The organism is Streptomyces glaucescens (genome assembly GCF_002154375.1).
GTDB classification, from domain to species: domain Bacteria; phylum Actinomycetota; class Actinomycetes; order Streptomycetales; family Streptomycetaceae; genus Streptomyces; species Streptomyces glaucescens.
The window spans coordinates 1-14,500 of record NZ_MUND01000324.1 but is presented as its reverse complement, the minus strand read 5'-3'; the positions used below and the strand labels follow the sequence as shown (position 1 = coordinate 14,500).

Below are 14,500 nucleotides of genomic sequence, written 5' to 3'. Positions count from 1 at the left end.
GCCGCCCTTCACTCCCCGGGCCACTCCGGCTTCCGCTTCTCGTTGAACGCCGCCACCCCCTCCGCCCGGTCCCCGGAGAACGCCACCGAGCGCCACGCCGCGTCCTCGACCTCCAGGCCGGCCCGGAGGTCCAGGCCGTGACCGAGTCCGAGGGCACGCTTGGCCGCGCGCAGGCCGACCGGGGAGTTGGCGGCGATCCGTGAGGCCAGCGCCAGCGCCTCCTCCCGGTCCCGCCCCTCCTCCACCAGAACGTCGACCAGGCCCAGCTCCCGCGCCTCGGGCGCCTCCACCCGGCGGGCCGTGAAGATCAGCTCGGCGGCGCGGGCCGCCCCCACCCGGCGGGGCAGCAGCTGGGTCCCCCCACCGCCGGGGATCACGCCCACGGACACCTCCGGCAGGCCCACCACCGCCGTACGGTCCGCCACGATCACGTCGCAGGACAGGGCCAGCTCGAAACCGCCGCCCAGGGCGAAGCCGTGCACCGCCGCGATCGTCGGCATCGGCAGCTGCAGCACACCGGTGTACGCGCCGCGCGTCACCGGGCGCTGGCGGACCAGGTCCGCGTCGGTGAAGGAGTTGCGCTCCTTCAGGTCCGCACCGACGCAGAACGCCCGCTCGTGCGTCGACGTCAGCACGACCACCCGGACGTCCCGGTCCGCGGCGAGCGCAGCGCACGCCCCGGCGACGGACCGCGCCATCTCCGTCGACACCGCGTTCATCGCCTTGGGACGGTCGAGGGCCAGCTCCGCGACATGCCCGCGCTCGTACCGCCGCACCAGCACGAACTCCCCGAACCGCTCCTCGCTCACAACGCCCTCGCTCACGACACCCTCCGGTTAACGCGGGTTAACTTCCACTCCCACGATCATCGCAGTCCTGCCCCGCGGGGAAAAGAGCGGACTTCCCTGAGCCGTCCCCGAGCCGTCCCCGAGCCGTCCCGATCCCGCCGCCCCGGGGTCCGCGAGCGGGTCGGCGCCGGTCCAGTTCCGCTGACCCGGGCCCGGGGCGGGTGTTCCCGCCCCCGCCGCAACGCCCGACACCTCGTTCGAGTGACATCCGCCCGACTCCCGCGCCCACGAACCGGGGAGCGCATAGCGTGCTCCGCCACGGCGCACCGGGGGCGCGCGGAGCGGGGAGGGATCGATCGCATGACGAGCGGAACGAAGACGGACACAACCCACAGGGCTCGCGCAGGCCACCCCCCGGCCCGCCCGGCCCGCGGCCGGCACCGGCGTCCTCGCCGGCGCGGGCTGCTGCTCGCCGCGGGCGGGCTTGTGGTGGCCGCCGGGGTGCTGAGCCTCGTACGGCTGTCGGCGGAGCCGGGCGTCGTCGGCGGCCTCGGTCCCGTGCGGACCGGCCCCAGCCCGGATCCGGTGCCGACCGGCCGCCTCGGGGACCGGGCGGCGAACACGGCCGCGTCCCTCGCCACCGCACCGGAGCGCACCCCGTCCGCGCCGTCCGCGCAAGGCGGGGCGGCGCCCCGGGCGGCCACGGCGGCCGCCGGGACCACGGTGCACGTCCCCACCGCGGCCGATTCCCCCACGCACACCGGCATCGCCGCCCCCGACGCGACGACCGTCCCGCGCACACCGGATCCGCCCTCGGCCCCCGGCGCCACCGCGGCGCCGGCACCACCCGGACCACCGGCACCCAGCAGCGCCGCCCCGCGGCCGAAGCCGAAGCCGGCCCCGTCGGCCACGCCGACCACCGGCACCCCGGCACCCGAACGCCCGGACGAGCCCGGTTTCTGCATCCCGGTGATCGGCCTGTGCGTGGACCCGCCGGACACGGACCGGTGACCGCCCGAGCCGCAGAGGCCCGGGCTGCGGCGCTACGCCGTGCCGTCCCGCCGCGTGAGCAGCCACGGTTCCACCACGCCCAGCCCACGCACCGGCCGCTGCCACATCGGCTGGAGCGCGAAGCGGTACGCCGGCGGCTGCTCGCCCTCCTTCTCCGCGGCGGCCGCGGCCTCGGCCGCCTCCGCCTCCGAGGCGGGCGCCTCACCGGTCCGGATCAGCTCCTCCGCGAAGGCGCTGTCGACCAGCACGGCGTCCCGGGGCGCTATGGACGTCAGCCGGGAGGCCAGGTTCACCGTCGTCCCGAAGACATCACCCATACGGGTGGTCACCGTGCCGAAGGCGATGCCGACGCGCAGTTCCGGCATGGTCTCGTCGTTCGCCATGGTCTCGATCAGCCGCAGCGCGATCTCCGCGGCGACGCCCGCGTCGTCGGCGGCGTACAGCACCTCGTCGCCGAGCGTCTTGATGAGCCGTCCGCCGCGCGCGGCGACCAGGTCGGCTGCCGTGGTCTCGAAGGCCTCGACCAGCTCGCCCAGCTCCTCCTCCTCCAGGCGGCGGGTGAGCCGGGTGAAGCCGACGAGGTCGGCGAAGCCGACGGCCAGCCGCCGGTCCACCATCTCCTCGTCGTCGGCGGCCTGGACCACCCGGCCGGTCGCGGCGGCGAGCTGGCGCCGCCAGACGTAGACCAGGAACTCCTCGAGCTCGGGCAGGAGCAGTTCCACCAGGGGATACGTGACCTCGGTGCGGGTCATGCCGGGCTCCGGCGGCTCGGTCAGGCCCTCCAGGAAGGAATCGATCTGCCACTCGGCCAGACGGGCGGTGGTCTGGCCCGTGGAGCGGGCCACCTGCACCGCCATCGCCTCACTCAGCAGCCCCGCCTCGACGAGACCGGCCAGGCGGCGCAGGGCGAGCACGTCCGCCTCGGTGAGCGCCTTGGCCTGACCGATGTCGGCGAAGCCCATCGCCCGCCAGAAGCGGGACGCCAGCTCCATGGAGACACCGGCGCTGCGGGCCGCCTGGAAGGGGGTGTAGCGGCGTTCGGCGCCGAGGATGAGCTGTTCGAGACGGAGGGCGAGGGGGTCCTCGCCGGGGTCGGTGCCGTCGGGCGCTGGGTTACGACCCATGCCGGAGCCCGTGTCGTCGACGGTCACGCCTGTTGCCCTTCCGATCTGCCACGGTCAGGTATCGACCGGCCTCAACTCTACGGCAGATGTGCGCCAGCTCACTCCGTCGGGCCGACGGGCGGGGTGGGGGGCGCCGGGTGCCGTCGCACGCCGGGTGCGGCCCGTCCGTGGCTGGTCGCGCCCGCGCGGCGGAGCCGCACAGCGGCACCGTCCCGGGCCCCTGAGGGCTCGCGCCCGCGCGGCGGAGCCGCGGGCCGGCGAGCCCCGCGCCGGGCCTCCTCACGCCGGGCGCAGGTGGACGATGTCGCCCGCGCCCACCGGCTCCTGCACGCCCTCCTCGGTGGCGATGACGAGTCGGCCGTCTCCGTCGACCGCCACGGCCTCGCCGATCACGGAGCGGTCTCCGGGGAGTTCGGCGCGGACGACGCGGCCGAGGGTCGCGCAGCCTGCCGCGTAGGTGTCCTGGAGGCCGCAGGCCGCCGGGTCGCCGCCGGCCGACCGCCAGCGGCCGTACCAGTCCTCGAGGGCCCGCAGCATGCCCCGCAGCAGCGGGTCGCGGTCCGTGCCGACGGCGCCGGCGAGCGCCAGTGAGCCCGCCTGGGGGACGGGCAGCTCGTCCGCGCGGAGGGTGACGTTGATGCCGACGCCGACGACGACGCCGTCCGCTCCGGCCCGCTCGGCGAGGATGCCCCCGGCCTTGCGCTCCTCGCCGCCCACGGTCACCAGCAGGTCGTTGGGCCATTTGAGGGCGGTGTCGACGCCCGCGGTGCGGGCCAGTCCGGTGGCGACGGCGACGCCGGTGAGCAGGGGGAGCCAGCCCCAGCGGGCGACCGGCACCTCGGCGGGGCGCAGCAGGACGGAGAAGAAGAGGCCGGAGCGGGGCGGTGCCGTCCACTGGCGGTCCAGGCGGCCCCGTCCGGACGTCTGCTCCTCGGCGACGAGGATCACCCCCTCGGGTGTCTCCCCTCCGGCGGCCCGGGCCACCAGGTCGCTGTTGGTGGAGCCGGTGCTCTGCACCACCTCCAGGTCCGACCACAGGCCGCCCTCCCGGACCAGGGCACGGCGCAGTGCGGCGGCGTTGAGCGGCGGCCGGTCGAGGTCCGACCAGCGGCTGTCTCCTGAGGCATCTCGCGGCGTCATGCAAGCCACCCTAGGTGTGGGAAAGACCGCACTGCCGATCGGAAGGCCCCCCACTACTCTACGGATGAGTAACCGTCCCCCCTTTTGAGCAGGCAGGGAGCCGCATCCCGATGTCCGAGCCGGAAGAGATCGACATCCACACGACCGCGGGCAAGCTCGCGGATCTCCAGCGCCGGATCGAGGAGGCGACGCACGCCGGCTCCGCCCGCGCCGTGGAAAAGCAGCACTCCAAGGGCAAACTGACGGCCCGTGAGCGGATCGAGCTGCTGATGGACGAGGGTTCCTTCGTCGAGCTGGACGAGTTCGCCCGGCACCGCTCCAGCAACTTCGGGCTCGACAGGAACCGCCCCTACGGCGACGGCGTGGTCACCGGCTACGGCACCGTCGACGGCCGCCCCGTCGCGGTCTTCTCGCAGGACTTCACCGTCTTCGGCGGGGCCCTCGGCGAGGTGTACGGCCAGAAGATCGTCAAGGTGATGGACTTCGCGCTGAAGACCGGCTGCCCGGTCATCGGCATCAACGACTCCGGCGGCGCCCGCATCCAGGAGGGTGTGGCCTCGCTCGGCGCGTACGGCGAGATCTTCCGCCGCAACACCCACGCGAGCGGTGTGATCCCGCAGATCAGCCTCGTTGTCGGGCCCTGCGCGGGCGGCGCCGTCTACTCCCCGGCGATCACCGACTTCACGGTCATGGTCGACCAGACCTCGCACATGTTCATCACCGGCCCCGACGTCATCAAGACGGTCACCGGCGAGGACGTCGGCTTCGAGGAGCTGGGCGGGGCCAGGACCCACAACACGGCCTCCGGTGTCGCCCACCACATGGCGGGCGACGAGAAGGACGCCATCGAGTACGTCAAGCAGCTGCTGTCGTACCTGCCGTCGAACAACCTCAGCGAGCCCCCGGCCTTCCCGGAGGAGGCGGACCTGGAGCTGAGCGACGAGGACCGCGAGCTGGACACCATCGTCCCGGACTCGGCGAACCAGCCGTACGACATGCACACCGTCATCGAGCACGTCCTCGACGACGCGGAGTTCTTCGAGACCCAGCCGCTGTTCGCGCCGAACATCCTCACCGGTTTCGGCCGGGTCGAGGGCCGCCCGGTCGGTGTCGTCGCCAACCAGCCGATGCAGTTCGCGGGCTGCCTGGACATCGACGCGAGTGAGAAGGCCGCCCGCTTCGTGCGCACCTGCGACGCCTTCAACGTGCCGGTGCTGACCTTCGTGGACGTGCCCGGCTTCCTGCCGGGCGTCGACCAGGAGCACACCGGCATCATCCGCCGCGGCGCCAAGCTGATCTACGCCTACGCCGAGGCGACCGTCCCGCTGATCACCGTGATCACCCGCAAGGCCTTCGGCGGCGCCTACGACGTGATGGGCTCCAAGCACCTGGGCGCCGACCTCAACCTGGCCTGGCCCACCGCCCAGATCGCGGTCATGGGCGCCCAGGGCGCCGTCAACATCCTCCACCGCCGCACCCTCGCCGAGGCGGAGACGAACGGGGAGGACGTCGAGGCCACCCGCGCCCGGCTGATGCAGGAGTACGAGGACGCCCTCCTCAACCCCTACGTCGCGGCCGAGCGCGGCTACGTCGACGCGGTGATCATGCCGTCCGACACCCGCCGTCACATCGTGCGCGGTCTGCGTCAGCTGCGCACCAAGCGGGAATCCCTGCCTCCGAAGAAGCACGGCAACATCCCCCTGTAACCCGAGGGACCCTGGGAGCGGTCATGAACATCAAGGTCGTACGGGGAAACCCGACCCCGGAGGAGCTGGCCGCCGCACTGGCGGTGGTCCGGGTCCGCGCCGCGGCGGCCGCCGCCCTGCCGCCCGGCGCGCCCGCTCCCCGGGACTCCTGGGCGGACCCGTCCCGGATCGCCGCCCGCCGGCTGCCGCAGCCCGGTCCGGCGACCTGGGCGCGCACCTACTGGCCCGGCTGAGCCGGCAGGCGCGTCACAGCACGTCCGCGACGGCTTCGGCCATCACCGCGAACCCCGCGTCGTTGGGGTGCAGGTGGTCGCCGAAGTCGTACGCCGGGTGCAGCCGGTCCGGGTCCGCCGGGTCGGCCAGGGCCCGGTTCAGGTCGGCCACCGCGTCGTACTCCCCCGAGGCGCGGATCCACTCGTCGAGTTCGTGGCTGACCTTGGCGGCGTGCTCGCCCCAGTGGTCGGAGCCGCCGAACGGCAGCAGGGTGGCGCCCACCACGCGCAGGCCCCCTTCGCGCGCCTGCCGTATCAGCCGCCGGTGGCCCGTGATGAGTTCGTCCGCCTCCACCACCGGCGCCGGGTGGTAGGTGGGCTGCTCGTCGGTCTCGCTGAACCCGATGTCGTTCAGGCCGAGCAGCACGACGAGCGTGTCCAGGCCCGGGTGGTCGAGGACGTCCCGGCCCAGCCGGTGGACGGCCTTCTCGCCGAACCACGCCGAGTCGTTGAGCAGCAGGTTCCCGCCGATCCCGGCGTTGGCGACGGGCCGTCCGGTGCGCCGGGCGAGCGCGTCGGACCAGCGGCGGTCGGTGCCCGGGGTGGAGCCGAAGCCGTCGGTGATGGAGTCACCGAAGAGGGCGATCCCGTCGGTGCGCCCGGCGTCGGTCTCGACGGCGGAGAGGAAGTACCAGGACTCGGTGGTCTCCGTGAACCCGGTGCCGCCGGTGTCGGCGAGCAGGTCGCCCGCGCCGCGGTAGCTGGGGGTGAAGGCCTGGGCGTGGAAGGTCGCGGGGCCGGTGACGGCGTCCAGGTGCAGGGTGACCGTCAGCGACTCCCCCGCCGCCAGCGGCAGCTCGGCCGGGTCGCTGACGAGCTGTCCGCGGGCGGGGACGACGGTCCGCTCCGTGCCGTCGAAGGTGAGCCGCCGTGTCGAGCCGGGCTCCACGGCCGCCCCCGCCGCCGTACGGGCCACCGTGGCGCCCGCGATGCGCAGCGCCGAGGTGCCGTACGCGTTCGAGAGCCGGACGCGGATCCGTCGGCCGCCCGCGGTGAGGTGCACGACCTGGCGCAGGGACTGGGCCCAGAAGCCCTCCCGCGACCAGTTCGGCGTGAAGCCCTCGCTGGGCATCTGGGGTGACGCGGTCCAGGCGGTGGTGAACGACATGACACACCCTCCAAGTTCAAACGGTACGGCAGTCCCTTTAACTAAAGGAACTGTAGCACCATTAAAGGGAGGCGTGGAAGGGTGGGCCCGCAACGCGGAAGTTGAGTACGCGTACTCAGGCGCCACCCCCGCCCACCGCCGGACGATGGCAGACATGCTGTGGTCCGACCCCGAGAACGAGCCGCCCGAGGAACTGCGCGACATGCAGGAGAAACTGCGGCGGCTGGGCCTTCTCATGGCGGTGGCCATGGTGCTCGCGATGATCGTGCTGGGCGTGCGATGAGGCCCCGCGGGCCCGCGCGTCCTTGGCTACCCTGACCGCATGACTGATCAGCCGCGCCGCCGACTCGTGCTCGCCTCCCAGTCCCCCGCCCGGCTGGGCCTGCTCCGCCAGGCCGGGCTCGACCCCGAGGTGATCGTGAGCGGCGTCGACGAGGACGCCGTCACCGCCCCCACGCCCGCCGAACTGGCCCTCGCCCTCGCCGAGGCCAAGGCCTCCGTCGTGGCCGCGAAGCCCGAGGTCATGGGGGCGATCGTGATCGGCTGCGACTCGGTGCTCGACCTGGACGGCCGGGCACTCGGCAAGCCGGACGACGCCGAGGAGGCCACGGCCCGCTGGAAGTCCATGCGCGGCCGGGCCGGCACCCTCCAGACCGGTCACTGCGTCTACGACACCGCGACCGGCCGCTACGCCTCGGCCACCGCCTCCACCGTCGTCCGCTTCGGCGACCCCACCGACGAGGAGATCGCCGCCTACGTCGCCTCCGGCGAGCCGCTCCACGTCGCCGGCGCCTTCACGCTGGACGGCCGCTCGGCCCCCTTCATCGACGGCATCGACGGCGATCACGGCAACGTGATCGGCATCAGCCTGCCCCTCGTCCGCAAGCTGCTGGCCCAGCTGGGGATCAACATCACCGACCTGTGGACGTGACCGCCGACCGCCGCACGCGGGCGCGCAGGGCGCCCTCGCGCGGCGGTCGGGCTCTCACACCGGCGCACACCGGCAGGCTCACGCCCGCGCGCAGCCGTCCGCTCACGCCGACGCGGGCCCCCGGCCGGACACCGCGTCCGTGGGCTCGGCGGAGTCCGTGGGCTCCGCGGGCCCTGCGGGTCCCGCAGGCCCCGGGGGCGCCCCGGCCCCCTCCGCCTCGGTCCGCCCGTCGTACGTCATCAGCAGCAGCACGATCAGGCCGAGCACCAGCACCATGAACAGGAACGCCGGCCACCCCACCAGTCCCCACATGAACGCCCCGAGCAGCGCGTGCACCACCGCCGCGCTGATCAGCAGGACCCGCCCGAGGCCGGCCGCCGGGCGGTCGCGCAGGGCCGCCAGCAGGGCGACCAGCCCGCACAGGGCGAAGTAGAGGCCGAAGACCACGCCGCCGATCTTCGAGGACGTCGCCATGACGTCCGGGTCGAGCCCGGCGAGGGACATGTCCTGACGGTCGACCACGACCCCGAGGAACCAGTTGAGCCCCGCCACGCCCAGCGCCTCGGCGAAGAGCACGACCGCCACGATCCATGCCACCGGTCTGCGCACCACCGGTTCCACCCGCCCTTCGGCCGTCGGAGCGGGCAAGGCCGCTGTTACCCCGAGTACGTTCGAGACAGCGCGAACGCTACTAACGGGTAAACGTCTGGGCAAGGGTCCCGCGAGGAGCAAAGAACGGTTGGGCCATTCGTAGGGACTCGACAAAGAAACAGAGTGGCCCGCAGCACCTGATGACAGAGACCTTGACCACAGCGGAGGGCTAGGGTTTCCCGCAGGAGTCCTGCGTACCGCGGTACGACAAGGGATTTCTCGGGTCGAGCGAGCCTCGAATCACGCTCCGTGTGGGCAAGCTCACCATTGGGGACGGGTCGAAGTGCCGTGTCGGCAGTCCCTAAACTCGGCTTGTTTCAAGGAGGGAGCCTCATCGTGCGCAAGGTGCTCATCGCCAACCGTGGCGAAATCGCTGTCCGCGTTGCCCGGGCCTGCCGGGATGCCGGTATCGCGAGCGTGGCCGTCTACGCCGACCCGGATCGGGACGCTCTGCATGTCCGCGCCGCGGATGAGGCGTTCGCCCTGGGCGGTGACACTCCGGCCACCAGCTACCTGGACATCGAGAAGGTGCTGAAGGCCGCCCGGGAGTCCGGCGCCGACGCGATCCACCCCGGCTACGGCTTCCTGTCCGAGAACGCCGAGTTCGCCCAGGCCGTCCTGGACGCCGGGCTGATCTGGATCGGCCCGCCCCCGCAGGCCATCCGCGACCTCGGCGACAAGGTCGCGGCCCGGCACATCGCCCAGCGCGCCGGCGCGCCGCTGGTCGCCGGCACCCCCGACCCCGTCTCCGGGGCCGACGAGGTCGTGGCCTTCGCGGAGGAGCACGGCCTGCCGATCGCCATCAAGGCCGCCTTCGGCGGCGGTGGCCGTGGTCTGAAGGTCGCCCGCACCCTCGAAGAGGTCCCCGAGCTGTACGACTCGGCGGTCCGCGAGGCGGTCGCCGCCTTCGGCCGCGGCGAGTGCTTCGTCGAGCGCTACCTCGACAAGCCCCGCCACGTCGAGACCCAGTGCCTCGCCGACCAGCACGGCAACGTGGTCGTCGTCTCCACCCGCGACTGCTCCCTCCAGCGCCGCCACCAGAAGCTCGTCGAGGAGGCCCCCGCGCCGTTCCTCTCGGACGAGCAGGTCGCCGAGCTGTACCGCGCCTCCAAGGCCATCCTCAAGGAGGCCGGCTACGTCGGCGCGGGCACCGTGGAGTTCCTGGTCGGCGTGGACGGCACCATCTCCTTCCTGGAGGTCAACACCCGCCTCCAGGTCGAGCACCCCGTCACCGAGGAGGTCGCGGGCATCGACCTGGTGCGCGAGATGTTCCGGATCGCCGACGGCGAGGAGCTCGGCTACGGCGACCCCGAACTGCGCGGTCACTCGTTCGAGTTCCGTATCAACGGCGAGGACCCCGGCCGGGGCTTCCTGCCCGCCCCCGGCACCGTCACCCGGTTCGACCCGCCGTCCGGCCCGGGCGTCCGCCTGGACGCCGGCGTCGAGTCCGGCTCGGTCATCGGCCCGGCCTGGGACTCCCTGCTCGCCAAGCTGATCGTCACCGGCGCCACCCGTGAGCAGGCCCTCCAGCGGGCCGCCCGCGCCCTGGAGGAGTTCCAGGTCGAGGGCATGGCGACGGCCATCCCGTTCCACCGCGCGGTGGTGAAGGACCCGGCGTTCGCCCCCGAGCTGACCGGCTCGACCGACCCGTTCACGGTCCACACCCGCTGGATCGAGACCGAGTTCGTCAACGACATCAAGCCGTTCACCGCGCCCGCCGACACCGAGGCGGACGAGGAGACAGGCCGTGAGACGGTCGTCGTCGAGGTCGGCGGCAAGCGCCTGGAGGTGTCCCTGCCGTCCTCGCTCGGCATGTCGCTGGCGCGCACGGGCCTGGCGGCCGGTGCCAAGCCGAAGCGGCGCGCGGCGAAGAAGTCGGGCCCGGTGGCCTCCGGCGACACCCTCGCCTCCCCGATGCAGGGCACGATCGTCAAGATCGCTGTGGAGGAGGGCCAGGAGGTTCAGGAAGGCGACCTGGTCGTCGTCCTGGAGGCCATGAAGATGGAGCAGCCGCTCAACGCCCACAAGGCGGGCACCATCAAGGGCCTGGCCGCCGAGGTCGGCGCCTCGGTCACGTCGGGCGCCGCGATCTGCGAGATCAAGGACTGACCCGGACCGCACGAGGTCCGGCTGCGCGCCCGGCGGGGGCTCCCTCCGCCGGGCGCGCGACGTTGCGCACCGCCCGGCGGCGCCTGGTGGCGCGCGGTGGCGCCCCTACGGCCACTGGCACGCGCCCCTGAGTGCGACCTCGGCACGACCGCACCGCCGCACGACCGCGCCGCGCAGCAGCACGCGTCCGCACCCCCGCGTGTCCGCGCCGTACAGCACCCTCACACGACCGCCCCGCACCGCGCAGCACCCCTACGGAGCAACGCCGCGCGCATCTGCGCCGCCCGGCCCAGCGCCCCCCGCCTGCCCCGGTCTAACGCCGCCGCAGATCGGCGACGCGCGCCCGCTCCCGCTCGGCGCCCGAGGACTGCTCACGCTCACCCATCACCCCGGCCGTGCGGAAGGGCTGGCCGGGCACCTGCCCCCGGCGCGGGCCCGGCAGAGGGACGTCCCGGCGCGGCTGGCGGCCCGCACCGGACGTCTCACCCCCCGCGCTGCCGTGGCCCCCGGCGTTTCCCGAGGCACCGGTGCCCGCGACGGCGATCTGGACGCCCTGGTCGGCCAGGGCCTGGAGCTCGGTGGCCGCGCGGTCGTCGTGGGCCGGGGGCTCGTCGGTGACGAGACGGGTGATGACGTCCGTGGGCACGGTCTGGAACATGGTGTCCGTGCCGAGCTTGGTGTGGTCGGCGAGGACCACGACCTCGGCGGCTGCCTGCACGAGCGCGCGGTCGACGGAGGCGGAGAGCATGTTGGACGTGGAGAGCCCGCGCTCGGCGGTGAGCCCGCTCCCGGAGAGGAAGGCCCGCGAGACCCTGAGGCCCTGGAGGGACTGCTCGGCGCCGGAGCCGACGAGGGCGTAGTTGGACCCGCGCAGCGTACCGCCGGTCATCACGACCTCCACCCGGTTGGCGTGGGCGAGGGCCTGCGCCACCAGCAGGGAGTTGGTGACGACGGTCAGCCCGGGGATCCGGGCCAGCCGGCGGGCCAGCTCCTGGGTCGTGGTGCCCGCTCCGACGACGATGGCCTCCCCCTCTTCGACGAAGTTGGCGGCGAGGTCGGCGATGGCCGTCTTCTCGGCGGTCGCGAGATGAGACTTCTGCGGAAAGCCGGACTCCCGCGTGAACCCGCCCGGCAGTACCGCACCGCCGTGCCGGCGGTCGAGGAGTCCTTCTGCCTCCAGCGCGCGCACGTCCCGTCGTACGGTCACTTCGGAGGTCTGGACGACACGGGCGAGCTCACGGAGCGACACGGCTCCGTTCGCTCGCACCATTTCGAGGATCAATTGGCGACGTTCTGCAGCGAACACGAAACTGACAGTAACCCCAACGACCGTCTGCTTTCAGCAGTTTGCGCCGAATAACAGAAGTTGTTCGCACGGCAGGGGCGGAAGTGGTATAGGGGCGTACTCCCGCCGCCTATGCCGCGCGCACTGTCCACAACACGCTGTGACCAGGGAGGAATCCGTTTCGGCCGTCAGCCGCCGTCGCCCGTCTTGCGGGTGTGGAGCTGCCGCGCCACCTCCGCGATCGAGCCCGACAGGGACGGGTACACGGTGAACGCGTTCGCGATCTGTTCGACCGTCAGATTGTTGTCGACGGCGATCGAGATGGGGTGGATCAGTTCCGAAGCGCGCGGCGCCACGACGACACCGCCGACCACGATGCCCGTCCCGGGCCGGCAGAAGATCTTGACGAAGCCGTCCCGGATGCCCTGCATCTTCGCGCGCGGGTTGCGCAGCAGCGGCAGCTTCACCACGCGCGCGTCGATCTTCCCGGCGTCCACGTCCGCCTGGGTGTAGCCGACGGTGGCGATCTCCGGGTCCGTGAAGACGTTCGACGACACGGTCTTCAGGTTCAGCGGCGCCACGGCATCGCCCAGGAAGTGGTACATGGCGATACGGCCCTGCATGGCGGCCACCGAGGCGAGGGCGAACACCCCGGTCACGTCGCCCGCTGCGTAGACGCCGGGCGCGGTGGTCCTGGACACCTTGTCGGTCCAGATGTGCCCGGAGTCGCGCAGCTTGACCCCGGCCTCCTCCAGGCCCATGCCCTCGGTGTTCGGAATGGCGCCGACTGCCATCAGGCAGTGCGTGCCGGTGATGACCCGCCCGTCGGCGAGGGCGACCTCGACCCGGTCGCCCACCCGCTTGGCGGACTGGGCGCGCGAGCGCGCCATGACGTTCATGCCGCGCCGCCGGAAGACGTCCTCGAGGACGGCCGCGGCGTCCGGGTCCTCGCCGGGCAGCACCCGGTCCCGGGACGACACCAGGGTGACCTTCGAGCCGAGCGCCTGGTAGGCGCCGGCGAACTCGGCGCCGGTGACACCGGACCCGACCACGATCAGCTCCTCGGGGAGCTCGTTCAGGTCGTACACCTGGGTCCAGTTCAGGATCCGCTCGCCGTCGGGCTGGGCGTCGGCCAGCTCACGCGGATGCCCGCCCGTGGCGATCAGCACCGCGTCGGCGACGAGCGTCTCCTCGCTGCCGTCGGCGGCGCGCACCACGACCTTGCGCGACCCGTCCTGGCCCTGCTGCCCATCGAGCCGCCCGCGCCCGCGCACCACCCGGGCGCCGGCGCGCGTCACGGACGCCGTGATGTCGTGCGACTGGGCGAGCGCCAGCCGCTTCACCCGCCGGTTGACCTTGCCGAGATCGACCCCCACCACCCGTGCGGGCGTGTCGATGTGCGGGGTGTCGTCCGCGACGATGATCCCCAGCTCCTCGTACGACGAGTCGAAGGTGGTCATCACCTCGGCCGTCGCGATGAGCGTCTTCGACGGCACGCAGTCGGTCAGCACCGACGCACCGCCCAGACCGTCGCAGTCGACGACGGTCACCTCCGCACCGAGCTGAGCGGCGACCAGCGCCGCTTCGTATCCGCCGGGTCCGCCACCGATGATCACGATCCGAGTCACGTACTCCATTGTCCCGCACGCCTCAAGGTGCGACCGCCCCGGGGGCCCGGCCGGGCCGTCCCCGATGCCCCTGTGGACGAAGTGACACCCGTTCCCACTGCCGTACCCTCTCCCCATGTCGCTCTACGCCGCCTACGCCGGCAATCTCGACGCGCGGCTGATGAACCGCCGCGCTCCCCACTCGCCGCTCCGTGCCACGGGCTGGCTGAACGGCTGGCGACTGACCTTCGGCGGCGAGCAGCTCGGCTGGGAAGGCGCCCTCGCCACGATCGTCGAGGACCCGCTCTCCCAGGTCTTCGTGGCCCTCTACGACATCGCCCCGATGGACGAGGAGTCCCTGGACCGCTGGGTCGGCATGGACCTCGACGTCTACCGCCGCCTCCAGGTGCGCGTGCACACCCTCGACGGCGAGGAGCAGGCCTGGGTGTACGTCCTCAACGGCTACGAGGGGGGCCTGCCCTCCGCCCGCTATCTGGGCGAAATCGCCGACGCGGCCGAATCCGCCGGAGCCCCCCACGACTACGTCATGGAACTCCGCAAACGTCCCTGCTGAGCCAGGTCACGGCCGCCCCTCCGCCCTCTCGCCCCCACCGCCTCGTCGAAAACGACAAGACAACGATCCCAATCCCGTGAGCTCTGTCATCTACGCGCGTAGGCAATGCTCGGCTACCCTCGACCGCGTGAACGCATCTCTTCTTCCGGACGACATCCAGGGCGACCCCTACGCCGCCGCCGACGCCGCCGCCG

General features: G+C 72.8%; 14 protein-coding genes and 1 pseudogene. 8 read left to right on the top strand and 7 right to left on the bottom strand.

The annotated features are described in order from the left end of the window. Nucleotides 1-8: 8 nt before the first annotated feature. A complete protein-coding gene (locus tag CCN42_RS21450) occupies nucleotides 9-809 on the bottom strand; it encodes an enoyl-CoA hydratase/isomerase family protein (protein WP_086737933.1) in 801 nt (266 codons plus the stop codon). Between the two features lie 339 nt (nucleotides 810-1,148). Here CCN42_RS21450 and CCN42_RS21445 point away from each other — a divergent pair, with 339 nt between their 5' ends. After that, nucleotides 1,149-1,799 (top strand): hypothetical protein, encoded by a 651-nt coding sequence (locus CCN42_RS21445; protein WP_245877398.1) that lies wholly within the window; start codon nucleotides 1,149-1,151, stop codon nucleotides 1,797-1,799. Nucleotides 1,800-1,831: 32 nt separating this feature from the next. Here the strand turns inward: CCN42_RS21445 and CCN42_RS21440 are convergent, their stop codons facing one another. Both CCN42_RS21440 and CCN42_RS21435 read right to left on the bottom strand, forming a co-directional pair. Further along, complete coding sequence (locus tag CCN42_RS21440; protein ID WP_086171433.1) at nucleotides 1,832-2,950, bottom strand: adenylate/guanylate cyclase domain-containing protein; 1,119 nt, start codon at nucleotides 2,948-2,950, stop codon at nucleotides 1,832-1,834. Between the two features lie 252 nt (nucleotides 2,951-3,202). Then, complete coding sequence (locus CCN42_RS21435) at nucleotides 3,203-4,063, bottom strand: biotin--[acetyl-CoA-carboxylase] ligase (RefSeq protein ID WP_086737932.1); 861 nt, start codon at nucleotides 4,061-4,063, stop codon at nucleotides 3,203-3,205. A gap of 110 nt (nucleotides 4,064-4,173) precedes the next feature. Here CCN42_RS21435 and CCN42_RS21430 point away from each other — a divergent pair, with 110 nt between their 5' ends. Next, nucleotides 4,174-5,769, top strand: a complete 1,596-nt coding sequence (locus tag CCN42_RS21430) for an acyl-CoA carboxylase subunit beta (protein ID WP_086737930.1) — start codon at nucleotides 4,174-4,176, stop codon at nucleotides 5,767-5,769. A 23-nt stretch (nucleotides 5,770-5,792) separates the two neighbouring features. Continuing rightward, a complete protein-coding gene (locus tag CCN42_RS21425) occupies nucleotides 5,793-6,002 on the top strand; it encodes an acyl-CoA carboxylase epsilon subunit (RefSeq protein WP_086171430.1) in 210 nt (69 codons plus the stop codon). Between the two features lie 13 nt (nucleotides 6,003-6,015). Here the strand turns inward: CCN42_RS21425 and CCN42_RS21420 are convergent, their stop codons facing one another. Further along, a complete protein-coding gene (locus CCN42_RS21420; RefSeq protein ID WP_086737929.1) occupies nucleotides 6,016-7,149 on the bottom strand; it encodes an SGNH/GDSL hydrolase family protein in 1,134 nt (377 codons plus the stop codon). A gap of 154 nt (nucleotides 7,150-7,303) precedes the next feature. Between CCN42_RS21420 and mmpB the strand changes: the two genes are divergently transcribed. Both mmpB and CCN42_RS21410 read left to right on the top strand, forming a co-directional pair. Then, nucleotides 7,304-7,432, top strand: coding sequence for a morphogenic membrane protein MmpB (gene mmpB, locus CCN42_RS42630; RefSeq protein ID WP_086171428.1), 129 nt, complete (start codon nucleotides 7,304-7,306; stop codon nucleotides 7,430-7,432). Between the two features lie 39 nt (nucleotides 7,433-7,471). After that, on the top strand, nucleotides 7,472-8,080 hold the full coding sequence (locus CCN42_RS21410; RefSeq protein WP_086171427.1) for a Maf family protein: 609 nt from the start codon (nucleotides 7,472-7,474) through the stop codon (nucleotides 8,078-8,080). A 102-nt stretch (nucleotides 8,081-8,182) separates the two neighbouring features. On the opposite strand, the gene CCN42_RS21405 is transcribed toward CCN42_RS21410, so the two are convergent. Next, nucleotides 8,183-8,692, bottom strand: a complete 510-nt coding sequence (locus CCN42_RS21405; protein ID WP_245877399.1) for a hypothetical protein — start codon at nucleotides 8,690-8,692, stop codon at nucleotides 8,183-8,185. A gap of 375 nt (nucleotides 8,693-9,067) precedes the next feature. Here CCN42_RS21405 and CCN42_RS21400 point away from each other — a divergent pair, with 375 nt between their 5' ends. After that, complete coding sequence (locus CCN42_RS21400) at nucleotides 9,068-10,840, top strand: acetyl/propionyl/methylcrotonyl-CoA carboxylase subunit alpha (protein ID WP_086737927.1); 1,773 nt, start codon at nucleotides 9,068-9,070, stop codon at nucleotides 10,838-10,840. A 313-nt stretch (nucleotides 10,841-11,153) separates the two neighbouring features. Here CCN42_RS21400 and CCN42_RS21395 read toward each other — a convergent pair whose 3' ends face one another. Beyond that, nucleotides 11,154-12,146, bottom strand: coding sequence for a DeoR/GlpR family DNA-binding transcription regulator (locus tag CCN42_RS21395; RefSeq protein ID WP_086737925.1), 993 nt, complete (start codon nucleotides 12,144-12,146; stop codon nucleotides 11,154-11,156). A 167-nt stretch (nucleotides 12,147-12,313) separates the two neighbouring features. Beyond that, complete coding sequence (locus CCN42_RS21390; protein WP_086171424.1) at nucleotides 12,314-13,762, bottom strand: NAD(P)H-quinone dehydrogenase; 1,449 nt, start codon at nucleotides 13,760-13,762, stop codon at nucleotides 12,314-12,316. A 106-nt stretch (nucleotides 13,763-13,868) separates the two neighbouring features. Between CCN42_RS21390 and CCN42_RS21385 the strand changes: the two genes are divergently transcribed. Next, entirely contained in the window at nucleotides 13,869-14,306 is a 438-nt protein-coding gene (locus tag CCN42_RS21385; protein WP_086171423.1) for a gamma-glutamylcyclotransferase family protein, read from the top strand. Nucleotides 14,307-14,382: 76 nt separating this feature from the next. Beyond that, nucleotides 14,383-14,500 (top strand): annotated as a pseudogene (locus tag CCN42_RS44630) (purine-nucleoside phosphorylase); the annotation flags it as partial.